A 26705-nucleotide genomic window follows, 5' to 3' on the forward strand; every position below is an offset into this window, starting at 1 on the left:
AGAAACAATTGGATTTTTTGCAAGAAAAAGAAAAAGAATCTATTTTGAAAAAAGATTATTCAAAATAGATTCTCACGTTTTAGTATTAAGATTATTTTAATCAAAAACAATTTTTAAGCCTTCGAAATATCAACGAATCCTTCTCCGAATACGTCACGAACATCGTGTATAGCGATGAACGCAGCCGGATCTGTAGTTTGAACAATCCGCTTTAGCTTCACTACTTCTTGCTTATTAATAACAACATAAAGAATGTCCTTCGGAGTTTTCGTGTAATAACCATGACCTGAATACACAGTAACCCCTCTACCCATTAAAGAAGTTACCTTCCCGGCAATTTCATCTGGTTTATCAGAAATAATTGTAATGGCCTTTTTCGGATTTAAGCCTTCAATTACAAATTCCATTACTTTCGTTCCTACATATAACATAATAATTGTCAGCATCAGTTTTTCTGCACCAATGATGAAATAAGATGAAAACGCAACGATTAAATCGAAGAACAGTAGACCATAGCTAATACTCCAGCCTAAATACTTATGCGTCATTCTTGCTAAAATCGTAGTACCTGCAGTTGTTCCACCAACGCGAATGATAAGACCAATACCACACCCGATAAATATTCCACCGAAAATGGCATTTACGAGCATTTCATCAGAAGCAATCGTCCAGCCTTCTGTTAAATGAAGAAATAGCGAGTTAGTCACTACAGCGATAATCGTATAAATCGTTGTAATCTTATTTAAAAATTTATAACCGACTATTAACAAAATCGCATTTAAAATTAAGTTAACTAAACCTGGTGACCACTCAAATAAATAGTACGTAATAATCGTGATACCTGTTACCCCGCCCTCACCAAACTCGTTCGGAATAACAAATAAATTGACACCTAACGCAAAAAGAAATGCACCGATAATAATAAAAATAATGTCTGTCGTTCTTTTTTTCATACAGTACCTCACTTCTTATGTAAATATTTATTCTGCCATAAACTCTCACTATTATATCGTGGAATATTCAAATCGAACAGTGGTTTGTTTTTATTTTAATATAAGATAAAAAATCAACATTATTTATTATGTACTGCAAATAAAGTTTTGATTTCACCCGTAATTTACTCTTAAAAAGAAATGCTGAACATTAACTTGCACAAATTTCAAATAAAAAAGTACCCATCTAATTGTCATACACAATGATAATTAGATGGGTACTGCATGATACATTTAGTTTTTACATGTATTGTTTGGAGAAAATTGCAAATAACGACTTATACTCGCCTTATTAAGACCAAATCCATACATCATCATTATTTTCAACGTTCGTCTTTGCTTCATGAACTTTTTCAATATGGTCAACTGTGTTCCAGTTAATAGAACTTCCGCCCCAGCCTACATACTTCATATCAATTTCCACTTTCTCACCCACATTAAATACTTGTCCCTTTGTTAAGAAAACATCAATAATATCTTTCTTCCCATTTAACGATGGATACTCAACTACAACATATTTAGTAGCACCGTCTCCCTCATCTTCCATCGTTCCTACTTTTGATACTTCTCCAATTACATAATTAGGTGAGCCATCTTCTTTCATGTGCATACCTAACTTGTTTGTTGTATTTTCAACTGCAGTTGCAACCATATATTCTGTAAAATTACGCATCATAGATCCAGTAGCTTTTACTTCATCTCCTACTTTCACGTTTGAAAGTGAATCTATATATACGCTAACAGGTTCTTCGTATTGCTTAGATTTTACAACAATTACACCGTTATCTACTTCTACTACTCGTCCTTCTAACGTCGAGAAATTCGATTCAATAGAAGCTGCACTCGCTTTTGTTACTTCTAGTCCTGGTACATTCGTTCCTGATAATGCTGTGATTCCTAAAGCACCTGCTAAAATTAATTTTTTCATACCCATTATGAAACATCTCCATTCATGATGATTTTATTTTTGATTGGATACGACCAACCTGTAACTATTATAGTTACAGGTTATAAAAAATAGCAACCCTCTTTCTCATGCAATGATGCATAATGTGATTTTTACATATAAATCGATTGTTTCTATATTCAACAATACTGCCAAATTCTTGCATAACAGCAGGGAAACGAATTGATGATGAAGAAACTAATGTCATGCATCATATTTTTTCAATGCTACAGTTTGTAGAATCGTAGTCCATTACATTATGTAGGAGCGGAGTTAACATGTTAATAAAACCAAAGAGGTTACAAGCAGGAGATATCGTGGCGACAGTAAGTCCTTCGTGGGGCGGCGCAGGTGATTCTGACATACGATGGCGTTATGAACAAGGCGTAAAAAGATTAGAAGAAGTTTTCGGTCTTACTGTTATTCCAATGCCAAATAGCTTAAAAGGTAGCGGATATCTTTATAACAACCCAGAGGCCCGTGCAGAAGACTTAATGACAGCATTTAAAGATTCCCGCGTGAAAGCAATTATTGCGAATATTGGCGGTGAAGATAGCATTCGCTTACTTCCCTATATAGATTTTAATGTGATACGTGAAAACCCGAAAATTTTTATGGGGTACTCTGACGTTACTATTTCACATTTATTTTGCCATAAAGCAGGTCTTTCCTCTTTTTACGGTCCAGCCATTTTAACGGATTTTGCTGAAAATGTAGAGATGGATCCATATACAATTGAAATGGTAAATCGAACTCTCTTTTCCAATGAAATGATTGGCGAAATTCAACCAGCTCATGAATGGACGAGTGAGCGTTTAGAATGGATAGAGATAAATAAGGATACAAAGCGTACAATGCGGCAAAACAATGGATATGAGTTACTTCAAGGCTCTACCACTGTACAAGGGCACTTAATTGGTGGTTGCATTGAAGTACTGGAATTTGCAAAAGGAACGGAGCTTTGGCCTGAGAGAAAACATTGGGAGGATAGTATTCTCTTCTTTGAAACTTCTGAAGATCATCCAGAACCAAGTTATATAAAGTATTGGTTACGAAATTATGCAGCGCAAGGCATTCTGCAAAAAGCAAAAGGTATTATCTTCGGTAAACCGAAAGATGAACAATATTATGAAGAATATAAACATGAAATACTGCAAGTTATGAAGGAACATCATTTAGAAGATTTACCGATTCTTTATAATTTAAATTTCGGCCATACTGAACCGAAGTTTATTTTACCTTACGGCGCGTTGGCAGAAATTGATTGTGAAAATGTATCTTTTTCTATTTTAGAGAGTGGCGTGGAATGAAGTGTAACTTTAATCAGTGGGGGGTCCATTCACATCGCTATCAAGCTAACATTTTGAAGTACTCCCAAAACAAAAATTTATTCTTTTCATAGGTAACCAAGGACATTTAGTTTATTTTTTCGTTTTAGGGAACAATTAATTTCTTAAGTTGATAGCGATGTGGCGCTATCCCAAAATATAAAAATCTCCTTCAAAAAAGAAAGGCGCCTACGCACCTTTCTTTTTTAACTCACTTGTACTCTCTTCAGCATCCAAAATCCCTTCGGAATCACTTTAATACATCATTGTACGGATCTAATTGCTTTTTAGAAAAGTAATGGATTGTCTCCTTACTTTTCAGTAACATATTTCCTTTTATAATTAAAAAAAATGATATTATAGTTTTTCAATTCTCATATAAAGTCTATTGACTGTATATATCTTTCTCTATATTCTTTAACAACATTTCCAACCTATCCCTAGTAACTTGATTAAAATGTGGATTTAATTCCTTTATTATGAATTCAAGTAACTCATAGCTTATGTATTCACCCAATTCCAGTGAATATTGTTCAGCTAAAAAAGACTTTAATTTTTTAGAGATATCAATCTTATCCTTTTTACTAATTTTTATCTCCATTCGATAACAAACCCCTCTTAGATTAATCTGAAAAGCTAATTAAAATAACTTTTTATTACCTGAGAACTGGTCACTGTTGCATATCTTTTTTTGAAGTATCTCTGTTTTATATATTACACAGCACAATATATAAAACAAAGCCCAAATACAGAATTTTTAACTTTATCAACTTTTTTAGGAATTCCAAATAAAATTAACTTTTTCATATTATTAAATTTTTTCTATAAATTTTTCATACCTTCTACCTTTTTGGCACTTTCGTTACCGTAAGTTGCAATTTTCCTCATTTTTAAAATAATACAACCTAGACTCAATGCAAAAAGTGCAAATATCCCAAAAGTAACAGTTATAGTATTTAATGATAGACTCCAGCTAATTAAGAAAGATACTAGTGCCCCCCCTAAACTGGCCGATGCGATAAATAGACTAGTCACTTGATCAATATTATTTTCCATAATACGGGAATCTATGATTAATGTTATTGGAAAAACACCCGCTATGACTAAACCAATAATGAAGATGACAAACAAATACATACCTGTACCTCGAACAAAGGGAAATAGAGATAAAAGAATCACTAATGTAAAGCAACTAGATGTAATATATGTCCAATAATTAAATTTATGGGCTAGCTTACCTACAAGTATTCTTCCTATAACTATTGCTAGCCAAAAACAAGATATACTTACTGAACTGATTAATTCATTCTCGGTAAGAATCATTATTGTAGATAAAAAATTTGCAAGATTAGTTTCTATGCCTGCATATAAAAATGCAAAAAGTGAAATGAATAATATAACTGTAATCTTTTAAATTTTAGAGTAAATGAGGAAAGGGATGCTCCTCCCTTTCCATTATTTTGAGGAGAAAAATTTAGAAATTTTGTACGTCCAAACATGTACCAAACAAATAGTGTAAAAATAAAGAATAGTAATATCCCATAAAGAATAAAATACCATTCATAAAATTTTATAATATAATTAACTAATAACGGAAACCCTAGCGTCCCAACCCCAAACCATACTTCGAGAATGCTAAATTTAGCAGCACTATTCCTTTCTGCTGAAATAATAAAGGAACCCACCGTAGTTTCTAACAAACCCCTAATACAAAGCAAATAACAGTTAAATATGCCCATTCTTTAATATATATAAAACCTCCTAGAACGATGGACATTACTAAAACACCTAATGTTATTGTTTTAAAATAATGATACTTTCTTACTAGTATGGGTGAACTTAGAACACCAAATAAAAAAACCGTAAATTGAAAAAATATTAAAACGCCTAATTGATCAGGGGTTCTTCCATAATATTGTATGAATGAAGGAATTAAACTACCTATGCAAACATGTATTATTCCTACAATAAAATAAAACAAGCAACCATATCTAGTCCTTTATCCGGACAAAAAAATCGATCCAGTCAAAACTTTAAAATTGATAGTTTACCTGTAGGTACCAAAGAATTGAAATGGGTTATTGTGCCTTCAGAAAAAGATCATCCTTCTACTATCTCTTTCAATGTAATGATTGATGTTCCCCTAGGTACTGATTCTATTCGTTGGAAAAATATTTCACATGAATCTAGGACTGAAGCTTACACAAATACCAAATATTATATCGCAAGTCCAATTGGTGCCACTAACAAATTCACTGTGCAAATTTATGCTATTACAAATTAGAAAATAAAGAATCCCAATGGAGTACCATTAGGATTCTTTTTCGATTTCATTTCGTAAACAATAGATGGAGATTAAATTTATTTGCAAATCATTTAAACCATTTGAGAATTTATATTTTGAACGGCCGTTTATTTCCAAAGAAAAATCCAAAAATATTAACTACATTTTCCTGCTTATCATTTACTCAAAACTGGCTTCCAAAGCGATAGGGCAAAAATCCAATTTGTGTCACCATTGCCTTGATAACCTTGAACTGCTTTATACACTTTCCCCTCATATACTACTCTATCACCTTTAGTATATGCTTTTCTCGCATCCCATTTTTCATATGTGGAATTCTCTGCCTTTGTTGTTACATCCAATACATCACTTCTACTAGATTCATTTCCAGCTAAATCAACCGCTGTTACTACATATTTATACGATGTATTAGCCTTCAATTCCTTATCCATAAAGTTAGACTCTTTATTTTAATACTAGTAGAATCATTTCGTTCATAGAGACTATCTTCAATTAATATTAAAAGCTACTTTCTGGTTGCTGTTGTCCATCTTCACCTATACAATTAGTTTGTAAGAACCCTCCTCTTAAGGAAGGCCCTATCTTTTATCAGAAGTAGAATTCAATTTAATGCTTAGGGCAAACATTTTATCGCAGACACTATCAAAGGTACATTGCATCATTTAACAAATATTTTAATCCTACCGCTAGACTTACAATAAGTATAGACAAATATCAATTTCCGCACCAATACTATTGATAAAACCAATAGTATGTTGATCAAAACATAAAGAAGGGACTTCATTATTTTCTATTTTTACAACAACAGATAATTTGCATTTTAGATTATGTTTACTTTGCATATTAATTATTTCATTTTTTTTATGTTCCAATATGGAAATTAACTTTTTTACAACCTCTTCTGCATTAAGAGATTCTTCATACCCTGTTTCAATACTCCAGTTTGTTTCTTCCCGAATAAATAACGAATTACCTCTAATAAACTCACCTTTTTTATAAGTCATCGTTGGTTCTAAATTAAATTGTTTAGTTAGCTCTTCTGGATTAAATATTTCTCCGAAAATGGCTAGTTCTACATTTATTAATGTACTCAAATTATTTAACACATCCCTATTAATATTTGAAGTAAAGGATAATAAATTTTATCCTTTACTTCATACTTATAATTCATTATAACTAAAAATCTAAAGTCATTTTTTCACAAATGACTTTAGATTTTTTTATTTTATAAATGAATCAGTTGGTATCGGAGTTCCTTTTCCACCTTTTAGGTAAATCCAAAGTCTTCCTGTTTTCTTATCCACATAGATATCATATTTTGAAATACTAACACTTCTACCCAAGTAGTCTCTTTTTAATTCGTGAGCATCAATACCTTTTCTTTTAAGGAATTTATCATCAACCTTATTTATACTCTTGGGAACCTGTTTCATTGCTGAAGTTACTGCTTGTTTTCCATACTTTTTTATTGCATATTGTATACCATATCTAGCCACAGCCGCTACTACTACAGGCCAAATAGAAGCACTTGCTTTTAGGGTATTAACTTCATATTCTTTTCCTGTTTCTTGATCAACGAATGTAGCTATAAAGTCATTTCCTTCAACTTCTTGTACATAAACATCAAAGTTTTGTTGGGTTTCTTCACCATTTTCATCAACCGTCTTACCGAATACAGTAATTCCCCCTGTTTCAAGGTTCATGTCGATATCTGTTGAAACTGATAAATCTGTTGTGTCTAAAGTTGTATTAACTACGACCTTTTCGTCTGTTTCTTTTTCTATATTAATCTTTAATTCATTTGAAACTTCAATTCCTAATTCTTTATTTACTTCAGATTCCACTTTACTTACATCAACGGAAGTTACTTTATCTTGTATTCCTGTATCTGCTTTTACATATTGTATATTAGGAAGTAAAGTAAGTAACATAGAAAACACTAATATTTTAACAATTACGTTTTTCATTAATCGATCTCCTCTTTCAATCTATCATTATTAATCCAGAACCATATTCAGAATCATATCCTTTTTCACCTAGATCTTTAGTTTTATCATTTAAATAAGTTTTAATATTCTGACCATTGAAAATTATATCTTTTTGTGCTAATAGGACTGCTACAGTACCCGTAACATACGCAGTAGCAAAAGAGGTACCACTATAATATGAATAGTCACCTTTATTATCAGTAGTTAAGATATTTATTCCGGGAGCTGCATAATCTATTTTCCCTTTTGCAGATACACCAGATCGTTTTAAATTTTCTTTTATTGCTGAAACAGATATTACATTTTCATATTTAGCTGGATAATCAACTGATAATCCTAATGTATTTCCTGAAGCTGCAACAATTATGATTTCCTTGTCTAATGCTTCATCTATAGCTTCTTTTAATTTCGGATTATCTGATTGTACACCGAAACTAATATTCATTATTTTCACATTTTCTTGAATGCACCATTGTATACCTTTAATTAATGTATCAATATCTGCTAAACCTTTGTCATCGAGAACTTTAACGTCATAAATCTCTGCATTAGGGGATATTCCAGTGAGACCTAAATCATCATCATGGGCGGCTATGATTCCAGCAACTGCAGTCCCATGTCCATAATTATCAACATTTTCGTTTCCTGGATTAATAGCATTATAATCTTTTACAATTTTTCCTTTTAAATCTTGATGATTTTTATTAATCCCACTATCCAATATTGCTACTTTGACTTTAGGTAATGACTTATAGTCATTAATCTTAGTCTCATCAGAATATATTGCTTTAAATCCCCAATTCTTTTGTTTAGTAATCTTTGCTTCGTCGCTCTTCTCTTTTTTAGATGCGGGTTTGCTGTTTGAGCTAAAACAAGAACATAAAAAAAAGAGACAAATTATACTGATGGAACAAACTTTTTTTATAAACATCACTCCTTTATCTTGTATGTCCCAAAATATTTTTTCTCCTAAAATGAAAGGGCATACATTTTGTAGTAAAGTTAAAGTTCTTATGACCCTTTAAATACTAAGGTCAATAGAAATTAATAACAAGCCTATTATTCTCTTTCTTTTTTTTGTATAATCAATATGAATAATCGGAATATTACACCTCGTTTAATATTGTTTAATTTAAATATACAGTTTTTAATTATTTGTAAATGTACTATTTTCATATAGTCTTTAACATCAGAATTAATGAGAAATTTGCAACTATATATTATGCAACCTTTATTTTCCGACCATTTATGATGTGCTAAAAACCGAGTTTAATTTAACCTATTCCCCGAAAAAATTCTCCTTCCTCAAGGAACGCGAAATGAGTAAGTGGGAGATACAATGACTTCGGACATGTGATGAAATAAAGCCATTTTAGTTGTCCGCCATACATGGGGTACCGGCCCATTCCCATCAACCTAAGAAAACAAATGTGGGATACTTCAAAATATTAGCTTGATGCACATGGATCAGCACCCTAATAGGCTTGGATTAAAATCATAACAACCAGCTAAAAAAAGATTGCTGTAATAGAAGTTATGCATATAATCAAAAAAGGACAAACTATCCCAGATGAATAGTTTGTCCAAAACCAGAATCTCTTTGGTTTAACACTATATAATTTAGTTCCGCTAGGAATCTTTCATTCTCATTTCATATCCTATTATTTTTGCATCAGAACTAACTACAGTAAATTAGAATAATGACTTAATACTTGCTAGAACAGTAAGTATCCCTATAACAATTACAAATACATTACTCATTTTCCCTCTGTATTTTGCTAGTACTGGTACTTTACGAATCGCATACATCGGTAATAGACATAAGATAGCAGCGACTAACGGACCGCTAAGAGCATCAATGATTCCAAGAATACTTGGATTTGTATAAGCGACATACCAGCATGTTAGTACAACAAAAGTAAGAATCATTGTCTTAACTGTTTTTTCTCCTATATCTTTCCCACGTTTTTTACCAGACTTGATAATCATGTCACGCATTACCTCATACGCTCCTATATAATGGCCAAGGAAAGACTTTGTAATAGCCACAAACGCAATGATAGGAGCTGCAATCGTGATTACTGGCGAATTAAGCTCATTAGCAAGATATGATAGGATTGACAAGTTCTGTTCTTTTGCTACCTTAAGATCATCTGGAGTCAAACTTAAAGTACTGCTCCAAACAAAAAACATAACAACAGCGAATGTCATAATATAACAAACTTTTTGTATTTGAGCACACTTGGCATCAGTAGCGTCTATTCCATACGTAGCTCTCTGTTTCATAACAAATGACGAAATCATAGGAGAATGATTAAACGAGAATACGATAATTGGTAGTATCATCCAAATCGTTCCGAAATACCCTGTTCCAGTTGAAACAGTAGAAACACTTGAAAAACTTAGCATTGAAGTATTCCATTGTGGAATTAAAGATATTGCAATAAAAAGTAGAGAAGCAATGAAAGGATATACTAGCATGCTCATTATCTTTACAGTAATATCCTGACCAAAATTTAGTATAGTGATAAGACCGAGTACTAATACAAGTGATAAAATAGCCCTTGGAGGCTCCGGCATGTGCAATTGGTGTACAATAAAACTACTTGCAGTATTTGTAAGTGCGACCGAGTACATCAGCACGATCGTATAAATGGAGACGAAATATACGATGTTAAAAATGATACTTGCTTTATTTCCGAAATATTCTCTTATTGTACCTGTAATCCCCTCATCGGCAGAATTCGAAGCGTAAATCATTTTAGCAAGCGCCCTATGTGAGTAGTACATAACTGGATATGCAAGTATGGTAATTAACAGCAATGATAATAAACCACCTGAACCTGCATTAATCGGTAAAAAGAGTACCCCTGCTCCAATTGCTGTTCCAAAAAGGCTCAATGCCCAGGTAGTATCCTGTTTATGCCATTTTTTAGGGTCTAGGTATTTTTCATTTTTTACTGCCGTATTATCAGCTTGAAATTCTATGTTTTTTGCAGTATTCCCATTCATATATTAATTCCTCCTTGTTTCCTATTCTTACGTCTTTATTTAAGGTATAGGAATATAGACCGTTCTTTTTGTTTATAAAGTGCGCCACATCGTATATCCTTCTTCTAAGTTGATCAGACTCAAAAAATTAACGAAGCATCAACCTGACGAGTTTGTTACCACTTACAAAATATTTCAATTATATAGTAGGATATTTTATTGATAATTCCCCCAATATCCAGAAATCCTTAAGCGAACAATAGAGAATAGATTGTTAACTTTTTCACAATATAGACGTTAACTGTTCATTGATTTGATTGTTTCTCCCCAAATATTTTATTTTTAATGGCAATCCCTGTAGGTGTAGCCGCAATTCCACCTAAACCTGTCTCTCTTAATTCGCGAGGAATCTGTCTTCCAACTCTATACATCGCTTCAATAACTTCGTCAGCATTGATGATATTGTTTACGCCAGCTAATGCGATGTCCGCTGCTGCTAAAGCATTTGTCGCTCCAATGGCGTTTCTCTTTACACAAGGAATTTCTACCAAACCAGCGACCGGATCACAAACTAAACCGAGTAAATTTTGTAATGCAATCGAAAAAGCTTCAGAAGATTGCTGTGGCGTTCCACCTGCAGCTTCTACCGCAGCTGCAGCCGCCATTGCTGAGGCACTGCCTACTTCAGCTTGACATCCTCCATACGCTCCTGAAATACAAGCGTTGTTTGCTACTATCGTTCCAAATAACGCTGATGTGAATAGAAAATGTATCATATCTTCATGACTTAACTGCAACGTATCCTTAATACTAAATAGGACTCCCGGAATCGTCCCACTCGCACCCGCTGTTGGAGTTGCACAAATAGCTCCTAATGCAGCATTTACTTCATTAACGCCGATAGCACTTTGAATCCCTAACACCATCAAATCTCCAGAAAGAGTTTTCCTATTTTCTCGATAGTTTTTAATTTTAACTGCATCACCTCCGGTTAAACCGGTTGGAGAAAATACACCGTCGCCCTCGATACTTTTATTTATAGCATTTTGCATAGTCGCTAAATTTTGTTCCATTTTACTCCAAACTTCTTCATAAGAAGTTTTAGTTTGTTCGATTTCCTGTTCAATTGCTAATTCATAAATTGTCTTTTGACTTTTATTAGCTGCATCCACAATTTCTTTTATGGCCATATACATATTTTTTCTCTCCTTAATGTAACTAAAGAATAATAAGATTAGCTATATTGCTTAAATTCCCTAATTCCTTCTGAGCATTACCAGGCAATAGCGAATCCAAAGCGAATGCATATAAATATTTTGTTTTATCTTTCAAACTATGAAAGTTGTTAATTTCAACATCATATTGTTTAAAGATCCTGCGTAAGACAAATTCAAAGTCAGCTCTTTCTGAAATTGCAATAACAACTGGCAATGGTCCCTGCAGTTCTAAGCTAAATCCGTCAATTTCAACATGTTTGACTTCGATCAATCCATCACCGACTGAAATACCCATCGTTCTAATACTTCGACTGTCATCCTCTACATATACATCTGCCGTATTTGGATGACCCGCAGGACTATCACCTGATTTTTCAATAAAAGTAATGTCAATCCCTTTAGATTCTGCTATTTTAATAGCATCTGGCACTTTGCTGTCATCGGCAGCAAAGCCTAATATACCAGCAATTATTGCAAAATCAGTTCCGTGACCTTTATGGGTTTCAGCAAATGATTCATAATACGTTACCACAACTTTTTTTGGAAGACCTTGAAATAATTTATTAGCAACTGTTCCAATAGACAAAGCACCTGCAGTATGTGAACTTGAAGGACCTATCATTATGGGCCCAATCACATCAAAACAACTTTTGTATTTAACAACCTTTTTTTCTTTAATAGATGCTACATTTATGTTCATATAAGCACCCCCATGGTTTATTATTTTTAATTGCTGTTGAATCTAAGTTATTAGCATAATCAATTCAAAATAAGACCCCTTTTGATAGCGCTTTCTTTCTTGAGTTGAATAGACTTTCCTTTTGTTCCACAACCCTCCATATAGTAATCATATCAGTATGTCAAATTTTAGAAACTCACTGGCAAGTTCTTTAGAATTTTCGAACCAAAACGAGGTTTGATATTTTCGCTAGAGGTCATATATTATCTCTCGACGCCCTCATTATAACTTGTATATTTATGAGTTCAATCTTTTTTTATTTTTAGAAAGATTGAATAGGCAGAATTTTGAATGGGTAATAAATTTCACTTAGTATGTAGCAATTATGTCCTTTGTTTGAAGCTGTATTAGTTAATAGAAAAGTAAAAATAACACAGAATTACTTTCATTAACACATTGATTATATTGAAAAATCATTATAAAGATACTTATATTGTCCTATGTTGGAACATCTTATTTTGGACGTTAAAGCTGTTGTAATAAATGATTATTGAAGATGGAAAGTAATAAGTTAATAAAATATAAAAACATTTTGTTTAATAATAAAATATCACGAATTTATATACATTATTCAGAAAAAAAGAACTTTTCTTGATGAATCCTAAAGTACTAATTTATAACTATCTACTACTATAAAACAGGATGTTAACTCTTCTATATAGGTTATATATTATTTATCCCAAAACCCTAATGAAATTGGATATTTAGAAGTGTTATCTTCATAAATAGAAATTTCACTTGCTGTTTTAATAGTTGAATAGATCATTACAATTCAACTACCTTATATATTATTCCCTCATTTATTAATTCTCTCCCCACCTATCGATTTGAGGTAAAATAAGGGGATTATATATAAATAATATCATCATCAACGTGCAATTTATAAAAGCAATTAAAAAAACAAATTCAAAACACCTTTCTTTAATGGTGAATGAAAGGTGTTTTGAATTTTAAAATATCATATATTATTTAGAATGATATACTAGCGAAAGAGATGCACTTACTTCTTCTGTGCCGGCAGATATCTCTTCTGTTAATGCAGAAACTTCTTGAATTTGACTTATTATTTTATCTAAATCTCTCATAATAGATGAGAATGTTAGATCCACTTTGTGGGCCGCTTCTTTTCCTTCTTCTACCGCAACTACTGCAAACGGTTCGCAAGGTTATTAAGTGCGAGTCGTTCAAACTTAGTGAGTTACCTCTTTTAAAATAGTAGAAATACTATCCTCTAACATTTCCAATCCTTTACTTAATCCTTCTAAGTCTATTGTTAAAGAAGGTAACAACTTAATAACTTCATCATTAGGTCCAGATGTTTCAATAATTAGACCATTTTCAAATGCAACTGAGCAAATCTTTTTAGCTATTCCAAAAGTATTACACGCTATGCCCTGCATAAAGCCTCTCCCTCGTACTTCTCCTTGAAGTTGGGGGTATTTCAAACAAATCTCATTAAGAAAGCTAGTGATTTTTTCACTTTTCCATTTTAAAGCATTAATAAACTCTATATCTTTCCAATAACTCAATGCTTCTGTAGCTGCTAAAAATGCTAGATTATTCCCTCGAAACGTTCCATTATGTTCTCCTGGTTCCCACTTATCATATTCCGGTTTAATTAGTGTAATAGCCATCGGAAGGCCAATGCCACTTATAGATTTTGACAAACAAATTATGTCTGGTTTAATGCTCGCAGGTTCAAAGCTAAAAAATGTCCCCGTACGTCCGCACCCTGCTTGAATATCATCGACAATCAATAATATATTATATTTTTTACACAGTCTGTCAATTCCCTTTAACCATTGGGAACTAGCCGTATTTAAACCACCCTCACCTTGAACTGTTTCTAGAATAATTGCAGCAGGTAAATCCACTCCACTTCCACTATCGCCTAATACTTTTTCTAAATAGGATAAAGAATTAAGGGAATCTAAATAATTTTCATACGGCATGATAATACTATTATTTAGTGGTACTCCAGCACCCTTTCTCTTAAAATGATTACTCGTTATCGAAAGTGATCCTAAACTCATTCCATGAAAAGCATTTGAAAAACTTATGATATTTGTTCGTCCAGTCACTTTTCGAGCAATTTTCAGTGCACTTTCAACAGAATTTGTACCTGTTGGACCAGGAAACATAATTTTATAGTTTAAATCACGTGGTTCCAAAATAATTTTGTTAAAGTGCTTTAAAAAATTCACTTTAGCACTTGTTCCCATATCAAGACTATGAATAATACCATCTTCTAAAAGATAATCTATTAATACCTGTTTCATTTTATCATCATTATGTCCATAATTAAGAGCACCAGCACCTGAGAAAAAGTCAATATACTCTTTTCCATCTACATCCCATAATTTATATCCTTTAGACTTAGTGAAGATCGTTGGAAAGCTTCTGCTATAACTTCGAACTTGGGATTCTAGTTCATTAAATATATCCATTTTTGAACTAACTACCATAAAAGAGCACCTCCTAATTTTTCGTTTTTACTATACTCACAAAGAATAATGAAAAGTTATATAATTGCTATTGTAAATTTATACCGAATGCATATCTTTATAGCGATGAGCTGCTATTGCTGCTTGACCAAGAGAGATTCCCCCATCATTGGTAGGTACTTGTTTGTGCATGTAAACCTCGAATTTACAAGCCTTAAGTGACTTATAGGTTTCTACAAGTAAAAACTTATTTAAAAATACTCCCCCACTAAGAACTAGTTTATTAATCCCTGTTTCTTGACGAATTTGTTTACAGGTTTCTGTAATCATTTGAACCATTGTATAATGAAAACGATAGCTCAATTCACCCTTGGTATACTTATCTTTAAGTATCAAAGATACCAACTCTTTAAACATAGGTTTTATATCGATTTTTCTAATTCCATTCGAAGCAACTATTTCATATGATAATAAAGGATTGGAAGAATTATTGATATCAATCGCTTGCTCCAACTCAATAGCAGCCTGTCCTTCATATTGGACTGTTTCACGGACACCCAATAGTGCTGAAACAGCATCAAAAAGCCTTCCCATACTTGAAGTAAGAGGAGAATTAATTCCTTTTTGAATCATTTTTATAAGTACATCTAGTTCAAAACTATTTCGCTCTGAAATTATCTTTATTGGTAATTCTTTGACTTGTTCACCATATATTTGCGTCAATATTCCTAAAGCAATTCTATACGGTTCTTTAACAGCTTTATCACCGCCTGGCAGCTGAAAGTAATCGATATATGCCGCTCTTTGATAATTAAGAAAATCACCGATTAAAAACTCTCCACCCCAAATATTCCCATCATCACCATAACCCGTACCATCTAAAATAACTCCTAAAACAGGACCATCTAATTGATTATCAACCATACAAGAAGCCATGTGGGCATGATGATGCTGAACCTGTACAACTGGTAAAACTTTTTGATCAAATGCATATTTTGTACTATAAAAATCAGGATGAAGATCACTTGCAATTACAGAAGGACTAATTTCAAAGATTTTTTGTAAGTGAGCTATAGTATTTTTAAACGATTCATAAATTTTATAGTTTTTTAAATCACCAATATGATGACTAATAAAAGCTTTTTCGTCTTTAGTTAGGCAAATCGTATTCTTTAATTCTGCTCCTAAAGCAAGTACATTAGTTGATCCTTCTTTAAAATCAATTGGGTTTGGTACATAACCTCTAGCGCGACGAATTATTTGTAGTTTTATTACTTCATCATCTAAATCAATACCCCTAACAATAGAGTCATCTACTCTAGTGAATATCTCCCTATTGTGTACTAAATAATAATCTGCAATTCCCTTTAGCTGCTCAATTGCATCTCCATCTTTATATACAATAGGTTCATCAGAAACATTGGCGCTCGTAGCTATTAATGCAATAAAATTCCCTCTTAAAATAAGATGATGAAGTGGTGTATAGGCTAACATTACCCCATAATTATTATTATTTGGTGCAACATCTAAAGAAATAAACTCATTATCCTTTTTGTTCAATAACACAATTGGTCGTTCTTTAGAAACTAATAAAGTTTCTTCATTTTTTGTTATTTCAGCAAAATTTTTCACATCATCTAATTGAGATGACATTAAAGCAAAAGGTTTTTCATCCCGTTTTTTTCTTTTTCTTAATTCTTTTACAGCTTCATGATTCATTGGATCTACAACTAAGTGATATCCACCTAACCCTTTAATAGCTAGGATTTTCCCCTTTTTCAACAAATCAATTGTTTTTTCTATTGGATTATCAGTGGAGACATTTGTACCATCTGTTGTTTTCAATTGAACTTGTGGTCCACATTTCCAGCAAGCATTTGGTTGGGCATGGAATCTCCGATCCAATATGTCTTTGTATTCTTTATCACACTCTTTGCACATAGGAAATTTGGCCATTGTAGTATATGGTCTATCATAAGGAATATCTTTTATTATTGAATATCTAGGTCCACAATTTGTACAATTAATAAATGGATAACGAAACCTTCTATTCGTTGGATCAAATAATTCGTCTAAACATTCATTACATACATAAGTATCAGGAGATATTAAAGTTTGCCTACTACTATGTTTTTGGCTACTCAAAATATCAAAAGAGCTATAACGATTGTTGGATTCTTGTTCCTCTATTAATTTAACCTCTTGCACATAAGCCAATTCTGGGGAATTAAATTCAATATCATGAATAAAATGCGTAATATTATTTTGTTCCCCTTCTACTTCTATAAGCACTCCATTTGAATCATTTAACACCCATCCGTTTAGATGATACTTTTTTGCTATCCTATATACGAAAGGTCTAAAACCAACACCTTGCACAATGCCTTTAACTTGATACTTTTTTATAAACATATTTATTACTTTTTTCATAAATTGTCTCCTAACATAATCGAGGTAATTCTGCCCCATATAATAACTCAATGAGTTTCAATTCACCTGATTTTGCTTCCATGAGCACTTGTCTTTCTTTTGTTTGATTAACTTTACCAATTACCGCAGCTTCTTTACCATATTTAGTATTTTTTAATACCCTCACGACTTCCTCACTTACCTCTGGAGAGACAAACATACAAACATTGCCCTCATTAGCTAGATACATTGGATTAACACCTAACATGTCGGCAGCCATAATAGTTTCTGCTAACATAGGAATATCTCTTTCTTGTATTTTTATTCCAGTATTAATTGTTTCTGAGACTTCATTTAAAACTGTACCTAGCCCGCCTCTTGTAATATCTCGCATACAATGTATAGAATCACCAAAAAGATTTTTCAACTCTGATATCATATGATTTAATGGTGCACAATCACTATTTATTCTCTGTTCAAACCCTAATCCTTCTCTGATAGAAAGGATATGTATACTATGGTTTCCTAGTTGTCCTGTTATAATGATATCGTCACCTTCTTGAATAGAGTTTACCGAAAACGGTGATACATCTCCTTCAAAAACTCCTATTCCAGTTGTATTAATAAAGATTTTGTCTACTTCACCTTTTTTAACAACTTTTGTATCACCAGCAACAATATACACTCCAGCTTCTTTCGCGGTCTCTCTTATAGAATCTAATATTTCTTCCAAATCTTTAATTGGAAAACCCTCTTCTAGTACTAATGCCAATGATAGATAAAGTGGTTTTGCACCACTAACCGCTAAATCATTAACCGTTCCACAAACTGCTACTTTACCTATATTCCCTTCACCAAAAAAGATAGGATCAATAACAAAAGAGTCTGTTGTCATCGCCAATCTTCTACTACTTACCTCAAGAATAGCACTATCCTCCATTTTTCCAAGGTGAACATCTTCTAGTTTTGCAGTAATAATTGAACTAATTAAATCCTGACTCAATAGTCCTCCTGTTCCATGGTCTAAAATTATATTTTCTAAATCTTTAGTTAATTTCATTTATTAAAACTCCTTTTCATTTTTATTTTTGAAAAATAATATCACTTGCTACATAGAACAAGTGATATTACAACGTATTTACTTACGGAATTGCAACTCCATCAAAAGAAATATCTTCATTTTTAGAAATTGAATTGCAGATTTCCTCGATACTCATAATCTTTGCACAATATGAACCTAACCATTTTAAAGCTCGTTCCTTATCTTCAGCCTTCGCTGAAACAACTGCATCTTCTGGTACGATTACATTATAACCACGGAAAAATCCATCCGCTGCAGTTGTTTGGACACAAATTTGAGTTTGCATACCCGTAATAATAATTGTATCTACTCCTAATTTTTTTAAGGTTTCATCAAGATTTGTCTCAAAAAAGCCACTATCCTTATTTTTCTCCATAATAATATCTTTTTCATGAAGAAACTCAGGTAAGATTTCTGCACCTTTAGATCCCTTTGTGACTGGTAAAAAATCACCATATCGTTCAGCTTTCGGATCATCTTCTAAGTTAATTAACTGCAGGTGAATAATAGAAACATCATTTTCTCTCATAGTATCTAAGAAAGACACCATTTTAGGCGTAAACGCCTCCACAGCTGCAATTCTATCCTCATTTTTATTAACCAAATCGTACTGTAAATCATTTGTGAGCACTGCATATTTCATAATAATCCTACCTCCAATTAACTAAGAATTTAATTTTTCTAAAATACAATGTTCATTATTCCACCAGTAGTAAGAATATGTCAAATATTATTTTTTATCTAAATTTTCTAAATAATTTTCTGAAAATTAATACCTAATAGGACTCTATTTCCTATTAGGTATTAATTTAACGCTTTTTATTTTGAATAATCACTCATATGTAATTAAAGTTTTTCACTCTCTGTAAAAAATGATTTATGTTCTACTGGAGAAGAAAGCACTATTAAGGTTGTAGGCTTTCCATACTCTAAGCACAAATTAATATAGTCTTCGAGTGTATGTACAGATTCCGTGACTACCTTTGTTAGATAACTATACATACCGGCAATCCGGTGACATTCAACCACATCTGAATGTTCCATTGCAAACTTTTTATATTTATTGCAATCCCTTGGTTCCATCAAAACAAACGCAGTAATATGTTTTTTTAATTCTTTCGGATTAACAATCGTGCGATAACTTATAATTACCTCTTGTTCTTCTAGTCTTCTAACTCGCTCTGTAACAGAAGGAGAACTCAAACCTACCAGTTTTCCTATTTCAACCATACTTAAACGTGCATTTTCCTGAAGATGAGAAAGAATCTTTAAATCTGTATCATCCATTGCTTGGCCTCCCCTTGATTAATTAAGAAAACATTTAATAATTCTTAAATTCTTTAAGAAAATTATAATTAATACATAAATTATAGCATGTTATCTTTTTTTTAAACTTTATATAATTAATATCAATTAACGAAAGAGAGGCTGAGAATCTTGACACAACAATCATTGAAACGTTCAATTACTTGGGTACAGGGGACCGCATTAACCATCGGAGCTGTGTTAGGTTGTGGAATCCTTATTTTACCTTCAATTACTGCAAATAGCGCTGGACCAGCTTCAATTTTATCTTGGGTTATCATGTCTATATTAGCTTTTCCTATTGTAGCGACTCTAGCGCGTCTTGCTAAAATGATTCCCAGTGCTGGAGGAATTACAGCTTATGTTCAAATGGCATTTAATGCAAATACAAGTGCCATCCTAGGCTGGATTATGTTAGGTTCTATTCCTATTGGAGTACCTATTATTGCTTTAACAGGTGCCCATTATATTGGATATGTTTTTCCAATAAGCAATCTTAGTGTTATAGGAATTGCAGCATTAATTTTAATTACCTCTTTACTCTTACATATAAAAGGGATCGAGCTATCATCAAAAGTTAGTGTGTTTGTAATTTGTATTATTTCACTTTTAATAGTTGTCGCTGTTATCGTTTCTATACCATATGTAAAATTAAGTTCTTTTACACCATTTGTACCAAACGGGTGGTCTTCTGTTGGCGCTTCTTCTGTAATTATCTTTTTCTCATTTGTAGGGTGGGAAATGATAACCCCATTAGCTGAAGAATTTAAAAGGCCCGCTAAGGATATTTCGATTAGTTTATTTTTAGGAGCAATTTGTATCTCCATTATGTACATTGCAATATCTTTTGTAACAATAGGGACCCACTCATATGGTGATAAGGATCAGATAGCTTCCCTTAGTATTCTAATATCAAAAGGATTAGGACCGATAGGTACATATATAACAACTATTTTAGCAATTTTCATTTCGTTTAGTGCTGTACATGCTAACATTGCAGGTTTTTCAAGAATGATTTACGCTCAAGCTAGAGAAGGACATTTCCCTTCCTTCTTTGCTAAGTTACACTCTCAATTTCAAACTCCAACTAGGGTATTACTAGTTCTAGGAGGCATTTTTAGTTGTATTTTAATTTTTTACGGTATGACACGACCAAATTTAGAAATGCTTCTTAAAGGTCCTAGTGTAATATTTATTACTTCATATATTTTTACAATGCTAGCTGCTCTTAAATTATTAAAAGTGCGTGATATAGGTTGGTGGATGGCCTTCCTATCTCTAATTATATGTATTATTGTATACTCATTTAGTGGTTGGGCTATTTTCTATCCAGTTATCTTATCAGTTATTGGTTGGATTTATATAGTTATGAATAAGAAGTATAGTACTATAACCAATCATTCAATAAATACATCAAATGAAAATTAGGTTCTACTCCTATAAACTAATACCACAACTTATATACTGTTATTAACACTATCCAAGTTGGAAGAAGTACAGTTTCAGCTGACTTATAACTAGGTCAAAGTAATTTAATAAAATATGAATGATTAATAGAATTTATTTTTCAACTTTCAAATAACAACCCTTTTTTATAACGTATCTCTGCAAAGAAATGTTATAAAAAAGGGTGATTGATTATGTGCAGACCCTCTTTCACCTTACTTCACATATACATAAGCTTCATTTGCAATTACAAAGTAGGTTTTATCCTTATTGTTGTGTATTTTAACAGTATAAATATAGGTTCTCGTGCAGCTTTTTTAAACTATAATAAACTCCGAAAAACCAACTAAGGAGCATAATAGATAAGATATGTTAAAGAAAAGTAGTTTGAAAAAGATAATATGTCTGAAATTCTAAAGGAACGTGGTATTCCAATTTATCCAACAATCATTATGCACTAAGTTCGTAAATATGAAAATTTTATCCGTTACTTTTGAAAAACAACAAAGCAAAAATACCTTTTTATCTTTATACTCAACATATTCTTTCCCCTCCACTACCGCTACCACTGCAAATTCATCATTTAAAACCAATGAACCCACATGTTTGCATTAACCACTCCACCTATAGTGATATATTTTATGCTACCTAGCCTTATCTCCCCTTCATAACTTCTTTTTCAAGTTGATTCCTACATGTAAACATCGCAATAATCTTTGTGCGATTTTTTTCATCAGGCTCAAATTGTTCGATGGTCACGTCACAACGAATGGTTACTATTAATTGGTGACTTTCTATTAAATGAAAATCGCCTCTTATAGAGCGCAGTTTTACTTATGTTCATTCTTATGCAAATTCTGAAGCATATTCTTCGTATGTCTTTAATGTATTAAGCAATCGAGCTGATTCAATCATGATTTCGTTCGATGAATCAGTTACACAAATGACAATAAATCGATTATCATCTCTATCTCCAAACAACCCTTCTGATTCAAGTTCCATTAACACATTTAACGTTTCTTTCAACAGTGTATGTACTCGTATGTTAAAGTCATCTTCGACGATATTATGATATTTCTTAATAATTTTGTTCACTTCATCAAACGTTCCAAAATCGTTCCATTCGCTCCACTCAACAGCTCCGTATCTATAATAATTGTATAAAGGGTCCGATTTATTAACTTTGATTAGTCTTTCTTTATTTGCCACTGGTCCAATGCTATTGACACAATCGTCTGTTAATATGGAGTACCCGTATATTGTGTCAACACCGCATCTTGTTAAAAGTTCGTTATAATGACAACGAATTGCATTTTTCAATTCAACATAAAAACTTTTTTGCAGCTGCATTTTCATCGTATTTCCTCCATTTTTTTTGTAGCGACCTGTTGTTACATATTTCAATCTTAACATTAAAATCAACATTAAACGTTTACTGAGCCAAAATAAGAAAAACCGAAACTAAAAATCATTTCGGTTTTTCTAACTAAAGAAGTCTATTTATTTTAAAGAATGAACAAACAACCCACTACGCAGTTTCGGTTCAAACCACGTTGATTTCGGCGGCATGACTTCTCCGGCATCTGCGATTGCTAATAAATCTTCCATAGATGTCGGATATAATGCGAATGCTGCTTTGTATTCGCCGCTGTTCACAAGGCGTTCTAGTTCTTCTAATCCGCGGATTCCTCCGACAAAATCGATACGTGAATCAGAACGCGGATCATGTATTTCAAGTACTTGGCTTAATAAATGGTCTTGCAGGATAGATACATCTAAACCTCTAACAAGATCATTCGCATCAAACGTTTCTTCTTTCACAGTAAGCTTATACCACTTCTTATTTACATACATACCAAATGATTTGGGCTCATTTGGTTTATACGGAGAAACAGTTGCTTCTTCTACATAAAAGTACTGCGTAATTTGATTTAAAAACTGTTCCTCTGATAAGCCATTTAAATCTTTCACAACTCGGTTATAGTCCCAAATCGATAATTCATCATGAGGGAATAGAACCGATAAGAAGAAATTAAATTCCTCTTCTCCTGTGTAATTTGGATATTGTTCTCTTCGCATAAGTCCTACTTTTGCAGCTGATGCAGAACGGTGATGCCCATCTGCAATATAAAGATTAGGAATATCTTCAAATGCGTTTACTAAAGTCGTAATTACATCTTCATCTGCAATCTTCCACGCAACATGCTTAACACCGTCTTCTGCTGTAAATGTATAAATTGGCGCATGCTCTTCTTTCCAGCTTCTAATTAAATGCTTTACTTCATCTTTTGTACGGTACGTTAAAAAGATTGGGCCTGTATTGGCGTCACACACATCTACGTGGCGAATACGATCTAGCTCTTTTTCATGACGTGTTCTTTCATGTTTTTTAATTGTATCATCTTCATACTCATCAATAGATGTACAAACGACAAGGCCTGACTGCGTTCTTCCTTGCATCGTCAGTTCATAAATATATAGCGCTGGCTCTTCATCTTGTATGAACACTTCTTCTCGTATAAATTGCTTTAAATTGTCTCCCGCTTTTTCATACACGCGATCATCGTACGGTGACAGTTCAGGATCTAAATCAATTTCTGCTTTATCAACATGCAAGAAAGAATATGGATTCCCTTTTACAACTTCCCTTGCCTCTTCACTATTTAATACGTCATACGGTAAAGCTGCCACTTGTGCCGCTTTTTCCTCTACTGGACGAATGGCCCGAAACGGTCGTATTTTTGCCACATTCCTCTCTCCTTTACACAATCATTCGAACGGCTACAACACCTGTAATTTTGCTTATATTTTCTACAATATTCTCTTTTATTATATCATCAATTCCGTTATCGATATCAATCATTGTGTATGCCCAAGAATGTTTACTACGATTAATCATATCGGCAATATTAATATGATGTTCCGCTAAGCATCCTGTAATTTGCCCTACCATATTCGGGACGTTTTGATGCATAATTGTAATTCGTTTCTTTCCGATATACGGCAATTCTACGTTTGGATAATTTACTGAATTACGAATATTTCCTGTCTCTAAATATTCACGTAATTGACGTGCTGCCATTACTGCACAATTTTCTTCTGATTCAGACGTAGATGCACCAAGGTGAGGCGTCGCTGTTACATTTTTCATCTTTATTACATTTTCATTCGGGAAGTCCGTTACGTAATGTGTAATAATATCTTCTTCTAATGCTTTTTGAAGAACCTTTTCATCTACAAGTTCTCCTCTAGAGAAATTAAATAGACGCATCCCTCTTTTCATCTTCTCTACAGCGTGTTCCCCAATAATCCCCTTCGTTTGATTCGTAAGAGGAATATGCAATGTAATATAATCACATGTTGCAAAAATTTCATCAAGGCTAAATGCTCTTTGCACATGTGTAGAAAGACGCCAAGCTGTTTCAACTGAAATGTAAGGGTCATATCCGATAACATCCATCCCTAACGCTAACGCATCGTTCGCAACTAAAGCACCGATTGCGCCAAGTCCGATAACACCTAGACGTTTCCCTGCAATTTCTGATCCAACAAATTGTTTTTTTCCTGATTCAACAAGCTGTGGTACTTCTTCACCCTCTAAGTTTTTCGTCCAACTTACACCATTAATAATGTTACGTGAAGACATAATAAGACTGGCAATAATGAGTTCCTTTACAGCGTTTGCATTTGCCCCCGGCGTGTTAAATACTACAATTCCTTTTTCTGTACATCGCTCGACAGGAATATTATTTACACCAGCGCCAGCTCTTGCAATCGCCTTTAAGTCTTTTGAAAACTCTTCTTGATGTAAAGAGTAGCTACGAAGCAAAATTCCATCTGGATGATTGATTCTATCTCCTACTTCATAACGTTCTTCAGTAAAAACTTGCAAACCTTTTTCTGCAATTTGATTTAACGTTTGAACACGAAACATATCCCCATCTCCCTATCTATTCTCAAGCTCAAATTCCTTCATATAATTTACTAATTGCTGTACGCCTTGTACTGGCATCGCATTGTAAATACTAGCGCGCATACCACCGACTGATCGATGCCCTTTTAACGTAACAAGTCCTCGTTCTTTCGCTTTTTGTAAAAACTCACTGTTCAGCTCTTCTGACGGTGTTGTAAACGGAATGTTCATAAGTGATCGATACGTAGGATCAACTGGTGAAGTAAACAATTTTGATTCATCTAAGAAATTATAAAGAAGTGAAGATTTCATTCTATTTTGTTCTTCAATCGCAGATACTCCGCCTTGCTCTTTCAACCACTCTAGTACAAGTTTCGTTACGTAAATACTAAAGGACGGCGGTGTATTATATAAGGAGTTATTTTTACTGTAAGTTTCATAATTTAACATTGTCGGACAAGAGCGATCTGCTTCCCCAATTAAATCTCTTTTTATAATAGCAATCGTTAAGCCCGCAGGTCCTAAATTCTTTTGCGCCCCCGCATATATAAGACCAAACTTCGAAACATCATATCGCTCTGATAAAATATTTGAGGACATATCCGCAACGAGCGGCACTTTTTCTACATGTGGAATGTCCACATATTTTGTCCCCTCAATTGTATTATTCGTTGTAATATGTACATAATCTAGTTTTTCATCACTTAATAAACCGTCCAGTTTAGGAATCGTAGTAAACTTCTCTTGCTCGGAAGAAGCAATCACTTGTACTTCCCCAACTTTTTCGGCTTCTTGCAATGCCTTTTTAGACCATGAGCCAGTTAGTACGTATCCAGCTTTTTTATACGTATTCATTAAGTTCAACGGTATCATAGAGAATTGTAATGACGCACCGCCTTGTAAAAATAAAACTTCATACTCATCAGGGATGCTCATTAATTCACGAAGTAAGTTACTCGCTTCCTCTATAATACTTTGAAAATAAGAAGATCGATGACTCATTTCCATAATAGACATGCCTGTCCCGTTATAATTTAATAGCTCCTTTTGCACTTTCTCTAAAACTGGCAAAGGGAGTATTGATGGTCCTGCTGAAAAATTATAGACTCTCTCCATTACCCTCATAACCTCCCTATTTCTCATCGGATTATTTTTTAAACTTTCTGAATTATAACCTAAAATATAATATGTGGTCAATTTGTTTTCTATTATTAGGGCGCAAGACGCGATGGAATCGCTTGCAAGTGCAGACTTTTTTATGGACATATAAAAAAGTGTTAAGTACATAATCGTACTTAACACTCTAATAATGAAAGAATAATAGCTAATCGTTCGTAAAGAACCGATCAAAAATTTGATAAATAGCAGAGAGACCAATGAGCCAATAAATAGTGTCCACAAGCGCCGGCATAGAACCAAACCATTTCTCAACTACATTGTAATCTAACGCTACAAATAACCAATTCAAACCGCCAAGAATCACCAAAATTACTGTAAGGTAAGACAAAAATTTCATTATGATTGCCCCCTAGGTGATAAGATGGTGAAAGGCCTTTCACTAAAAATATATGTAGTAAACTTTAAAACTTACCTATTTTATA

General features: G+C 33.1%; 22 protein-coding genes and 5 pseudogenes. 3 read left to right on the top strand and 24 right to left on the bottom strand.

Annotated elements, in window-relative coordinates; translation table 11 throughout:
* Nucleotides 1–113: 113 nt before the first annotated feature.
* A complete protein-coding gene (locus ACTL4X_RS15970) occupies nucleotides 114–953 on the bottom strand; it encodes a YitT family protein (protein ID WP_000747495.1) in 840 nt (279 codons plus the stop codon).
* Nucleotides 954–1284: 331 nt separating this feature from the next.
* A complete protein-coding gene (locus ACTL4X_RS15975; protein WP_151639871.1) occupies nucleotides 1285–1926 on the bottom strand; it encodes a hypothetical protein in 642 nt (213 codons plus the stop codon).
* A 290-nt stretch (nucleotides 1927–2216) separates the two neighbouring features.
* Here ACTL4X_RS15975 and ACTL4X_RS15980 point away from each other — a divergent pair, with 290 nt between their 5' ends.
* Nucleotides 2217–3248 (top strand): S66 family peptidase, encoded by a 1032-nt coding sequence (locus tag ACTL4X_RS15980; RefSeq protein WP_000905858.1) that lies wholly within the window; start codon nucleotides 2217–2219, stop codon nucleotides 3246–3248.
* A 268-nt stretch (nucleotides 3249–3516) separates the two neighbouring features.
* Here the strand turns inward: ACTL4X_RS15980 and ACTL4X_RS15985 are convergent.
* The 3 genes and pseudogenes from ACTL4X_RS15985 to ACTL4X_RS15995 all read right to left on the bottom strand — a co-directional run.
* Nucleotides 3517–3627 (bottom strand): annotated as a pseudogene (locus ACTL4X_RS15985) (HXXEE domain-containing protein); the annotation flags it as partial.
* Nucleotides 3628–3651: 24 nt separating this feature from the next.
* Nucleotides 3652–3867, bottom strand: a complete 216-nt coding sequence (locus ACTL4X_RS15990) for a DUF2164 family protein (RefSeq protein WP_000403244.1) — start codon at nucleotides 3865–3867, stop codon at nucleotides 3652–3654.
* Between the two features lie 221 nt (nucleotides 3868–4088).
* A pseudogene (locus ACTL4X_RS15995) lies at nucleotides 4089–5211 on the bottom strand (MFS transporter).
* 36 nt (nucleotides 5212–5247) lie between these two features.
* Between ACTL4X_RS15995 and ACTL4X_RS16000 the strand changes: the two are divergent.
* A pseudogene (locus ACTL4X_RS16000) lies at nucleotides 5248–5550 on the top strand (hypothetical protein); the annotation flags it as partial.
* A 176-nt stretch (nucleotides 5551–5726) separates the two neighbouring features.
* Here the strand turns inward: ACTL4X_RS16000 and ACTL4X_RS16005 are convergent.
* From ACTL4X_RS16005 to ACTL4X_RS16065, 13 genes and pseudogenes are all read right to left on the bottom strand, one after another.
* Nucleotides 5727–6011: pseudogene (locus ACTL4X_RS16005) on the bottom strand (carbohydrate-binding protein); the annotation flags it as partial.
* 252 nt (nucleotides 6012–6263) lie between these two features.
* A complete protein-coding gene (locus tag ACTL4X_RS16010) occupies nucleotides 6264–6665 on the bottom strand; it encodes a DUF4279 domain-containing protein (RefSeq protein ID WP_000105603.1) in 402 nt (133 codons plus the stop codon).
* A gap of 126 nt (nucleotides 6666–6791) precedes the next feature.
* On the bottom strand, nucleotides 6792–7538 hold the full coding sequence (locus ACTL4X_RS16015; RefSeq protein ID WP_000800054.1) for an SAR2788 family putative toxin: 747 nt from the start codon (nucleotides 7536–7538) through the stop codon (nucleotides 6792–6794).
* 16 nt (nucleotides 7539–7554) lie between these two features.
* On the bottom strand, nucleotides 7555–8490 hold the full coding sequence (locus ACTL4X_RS16020) for a S8 family peptidase (protein WP_000470028.1): 936 nt from the start codon (nucleotides 8488–8490) through the stop codon (nucleotides 7555–7557).
* A gap of 761 nt (nucleotides 8491–9251) precedes the next feature.
* A complete protein-coding gene (locus ACTL4X_RS16025; RefSeq protein WP_001014209.1) occupies nucleotides 9252–10571 on the bottom strand; it encodes an aromatic amino acid transport family protein in 1320 nt (439 codons plus the stop codon).
* A gap of 284 nt (nucleotides 10572–10855) precedes the next feature.
* Nucleotides 10856–11746, bottom strand: a complete 891-nt coding sequence (gene sdaAA, locus ACTL4X_RS16030; RefSeq protein WP_000281785.1) for an L-serine ammonia-lyase, iron-sulfur-dependent, subunit alpha — start codon at nucleotides 11744–11746, stop codon at nucleotides 10856–10858.
* Between the two features lie 22 nt (nucleotides 11747–11768).
* Nucleotides 11769–12467, bottom strand: a complete 699-nt coding sequence (locus ACTL4X_RS16035) for a serine dehydratase beta chain (RefSeq protein ID WP_441394923.1) — start codon at nucleotides 12465–12467, stop codon at nucleotides 11769–11771.
* Between the two features lie 1004 nt (nucleotides 12468–13471).
* Nucleotides 13472–13615 carry a hypothetical protein gene (locus ACTL4X_RS16040; RefSeq protein WP_000366276.1) on the bottom strand — a complete coding sequence of 48 codons (144 nt, stop codon included), beginning with the start codon at nucleotides 13613–13615 and terminating at the stop codon, nucleotides 13472–13474.
* Nucleotides 13616–13696: 81 nt separating this feature from the next.
* Entirely contained in the window at nucleotides 13697–14971 is a 1275-nt protein-coding gene (gene ectB, locus ACTL4X_RS16045; RefSeq protein ID WP_000261661.1) for a diaminobutyrate--2-oxoglutarate transaminase, read from the bottom strand.
* Nucleotides 14972–15049: 78 nt separating this feature from the next.
* Nucleotides 15050–17380: a carbamoyltransferase HypF gene (hypF, locus tag ACTL4X_RS16050; RefSeq protein ID WP_000755927.1), complete on the bottom strand. Its 2331-nt coding sequence runs from the start codon at nucleotides 17378–17380 to the stop codon at nucleotides 15050–15052.
* 10 nt (nucleotides 17381–17390) lie between these two features.
* Complete coding sequence (gene hypE / locus ACTL4X_RS16055) at nucleotides 17391–18419, bottom strand: hydrogenase expression/formation protein HypE (protein ID WP_000778913.1); 1029 nt, start codon at nucleotides 18417–18419, stop codon at nucleotides 17391–17393.
* Nucleotides 18420–18501: 82 nt separating this feature from the next.
* Nucleotides 18502–19083, bottom strand: coding sequence for an isochorismatase family cysteine hydrolase (locus ACTL4X_RS16060; RefSeq protein WP_000872526.1), 582 nt, complete (start codon nucleotides 19081–19083; stop codon nucleotides 18502–18504).
* A 203-nt stretch (nucleotides 19084–19286) separates the two neighbouring features.
* A complete protein-coding gene (locus tag ACTL4X_RS16065) occupies nucleotides 19287–19727 on the bottom strand; it encodes an Lrp/AsnC family transcriptional regulator (RefSeq protein ID WP_000342842.1) in 441 nt (146 codons plus the stop codon).
* Between the two features lie 150 nt (nucleotides 19728–19877).
* On the opposite strand from ACTL4X_RS16065, the gene ACTL4X_RS16070 reads away from it, so the two are divergent.
* Nucleotides 19878–21173, top strand: coding sequence for an APC family permease (locus ACTL4X_RS16070; protein WP_086400863.1), 1296 nt, complete (start codon nucleotides 19878–19880; stop codon nucleotides 21171–21173).
* A gap of 672 nt (nucleotides 21174–21845) precedes the next feature.
* On the opposite strand, the pseudogene ACTL4X_RS16075 reads toward ACTL4X_RS16070, so the two are convergent.
* From ACTL4X_RS16075 to ACTL4X_RS16100, 6 genes and pseudogenes are all read right to left on the bottom strand, one after another.
* A pseudogene (locus ACTL4X_RS16075) lies at nucleotides 21846–21965 on the bottom strand (enoyl-CoA hydratase); the annotation flags it as partial.
* A gap of 72 nt (nucleotides 21966–22037) precedes the next feature.
* Nucleotides 22038–22547 (bottom strand): DUF4303 domain-containing protein, encoded by a 510-nt coding sequence (locus ACTL4X_RS16080; RefSeq protein WP_000783836.1) that lies wholly within the window; start codon nucleotides 22545–22547, stop codon nucleotides 22038–22040.
* Between the two features lie 144 nt (nucleotides 22548–22691).
* The gene (locus ACTL4X_RS16085) at nucleotides 22692–23939 is read right to left on the bottom strand and encodes a DUF1015 domain-containing protein (RefSeq protein ID WP_001063073.1); all 1248 of its coding nucleotides are present in this window, start codon (nucleotides 23937–23939) and stop codon (nucleotides 22692–22694) included.
* A 13-nt stretch (nucleotides 23940–23952) separates the two neighbouring features.
* The gene (locus tag ACTL4X_RS16090) at nucleotides 23953–25125 is read right to left on the bottom strand and encodes a 3-phosphoglycerate dehydrogenase family protein (RefSeq protein ID WP_000490228.1); all 1173 of its coding nucleotides are present in this window, start codon (nucleotides 25123–25125) and stop codon (nucleotides 23953–23955) included.
* A 12-nt stretch (nucleotides 25126–25137) separates the two neighbouring features.
* Complete coding sequence (serC, locus tag ACTL4X_RS16095; protein WP_000442921.1) at nucleotides 25138–26220, bottom strand: 3-phosphoserine/phosphohydroxythreonine transaminase; 1083 nt, start codon at nucleotides 26218–26220, stop codon at nucleotides 25138–25140.
* Between the two features lie 208 nt (nucleotides 26221–26428).
* Nucleotides 26429–26620: a DUF378 domain-containing protein gene (locus ACTL4X_RS16100; protein ID WP_000670804.1), complete on the bottom strand. Its 192-nt coding sequence runs from the start codon at nucleotides 26618–26620 to the stop codon at nucleotides 26429–26431.
* Nucleotides 26621–26705: the final 85 nt, after the last annotated feature.

The sequence above is a fragment of the Bacillus sp. RE35 genome, assembly GCF_052146655.1.
In the GTDB taxonomy this organism is placed as follows: Bacteria; Bacillota; Bacilli; order Bacillales; family Bacillaceae_G; genus Bacillus_A; species Bacillus_A cereus.

Excerpts from the sequence above, each read along its gene's own strand:
- ACTL4X_RS16065 (WP_000342842.1), bottom strand. The coding sequence starts at position 19,727 with ATGGATGATACAGATTTAAAGATTCTTTCTCATCTTCAGGAAAATGCA.
- sdaAA (WP_000281785.1), bottom strand. The coding sequence starts at position 11,746 with ATGTATATGGCCATAAAAGAAATTGTGGATGCAGCTAATAAAAGTCAA.
- ACTL4X_RS15980 (WP_000905858.1), top strand. The coding sequence starts at position 2,217 with ATGTTAATAAAACCAAAGAGGTTACAAGCAGGAGATATCGTGGCGACA.
- ACTL4X_RS16100 (WP_000670804.1), bottom strand. The coding sequence starts at position 26,620 with ATGAAATTTTTGTCTTACCTTACAGTAATTTTGGTGATTCTTGGCGGT.
- ACTL4X_RS16090 (WP_000490228.1), bottom strand. The coding sequence starts at position 25,125 with ATGTTTCGTGTTCAAACGTTAAATCAAATTGCAGAAAAAGGTTTGCAA.
- hypF (WP_000755927.1), bottom strand. The coding sequence starts at position 17,380 with ATGAAAAAAGTAATAAATATGTTTATAAAAAAGTATCAAGTTAAAGGC.
- serC (WP_000442921.1), bottom strand. The coding sequence starts at position 26,220 with ATGGAGAGAGTCTATAATTTTTCAGCAGGACCATCAATACTCCCTTTG.
- hypE (WP_000778913.1), bottom strand. The coding sequence starts at position 18,419 with ATGAAATTAACTAAAGATTTAGAAAATATAATTTTAGACCATGGAACA.
- ACTL4X_RS16025 (WP_001014209.1), bottom strand. The coding sequence starts at position 10,571 with ATGAATGGGAATACTGCAAAAAACATAGAATTTCAAGCTGATAATACG.
- ACTL4X_RS16020 (WP_000470028.1), bottom strand. The coding sequence starts at position 8,490 with ATGTTTATAAAAAAAGTTTGTTCCATCAGTATAATTTGTCTCTTTTTT.
- ectB (WP_000261661.1), bottom strand. The coding sequence starts at position 14,971 with ATGGTAGTTAGTTCAAAAATGGATATATTTAATGAACTAGAATCCCAA.
- ACTL4X_RS16035 (WP_441394923.1), bottom strand. The coding sequence starts at position 12,467 with ATGAACATAAATGTAGCATCTATTAAAGAAAAAAAGGTTGTTAAATAC.
- ACTL4X_RS15990 (WP_000403244.1), bottom strand. The coding sequence starts at position 3,867 with ATGGAGATAAAAATTAGTAAAAAGGATAAGATTGATATCTCTAAAAAA.
- ACTL4X_RS15970 (WP_000747495.1), bottom strand. The coding sequence starts at position 953 with ATGAAAAAAAGAACGACAGACATTATTTTTATTATTATCGGTGCATTT.
- ACTL4X_RS16015 (WP_000800054.1), bottom strand. The coding sequence starts at position 7,538 with ATGAAAAACGTAATTGTTAAAATATTAGTGTTTTCTATGTTACTTACT.
- ACTL4X_RS15975 (WP_151639871.1), bottom strand. The coding sequence starts at position 1,926 with ATGGGTATGAAAAAATTAATTTTAGCAGGTGCTTTAGGAATCACAGCA.
- ACTL4X_RS16080 (WP_000783836.1), bottom strand. The coding sequence starts at position 22,547 with ATGAAAATGCAGCTGCAAAAAAGTTTTTATGTTGAATTGAAAAATGCA.
- ACTL4X_RS16060 (WP_000872526.1), bottom strand. The coding sequence starts at position 19,083 with ATGAAATATGCAGTGCTCACAAATGATTTACAGTACGATTTGGTTAAT.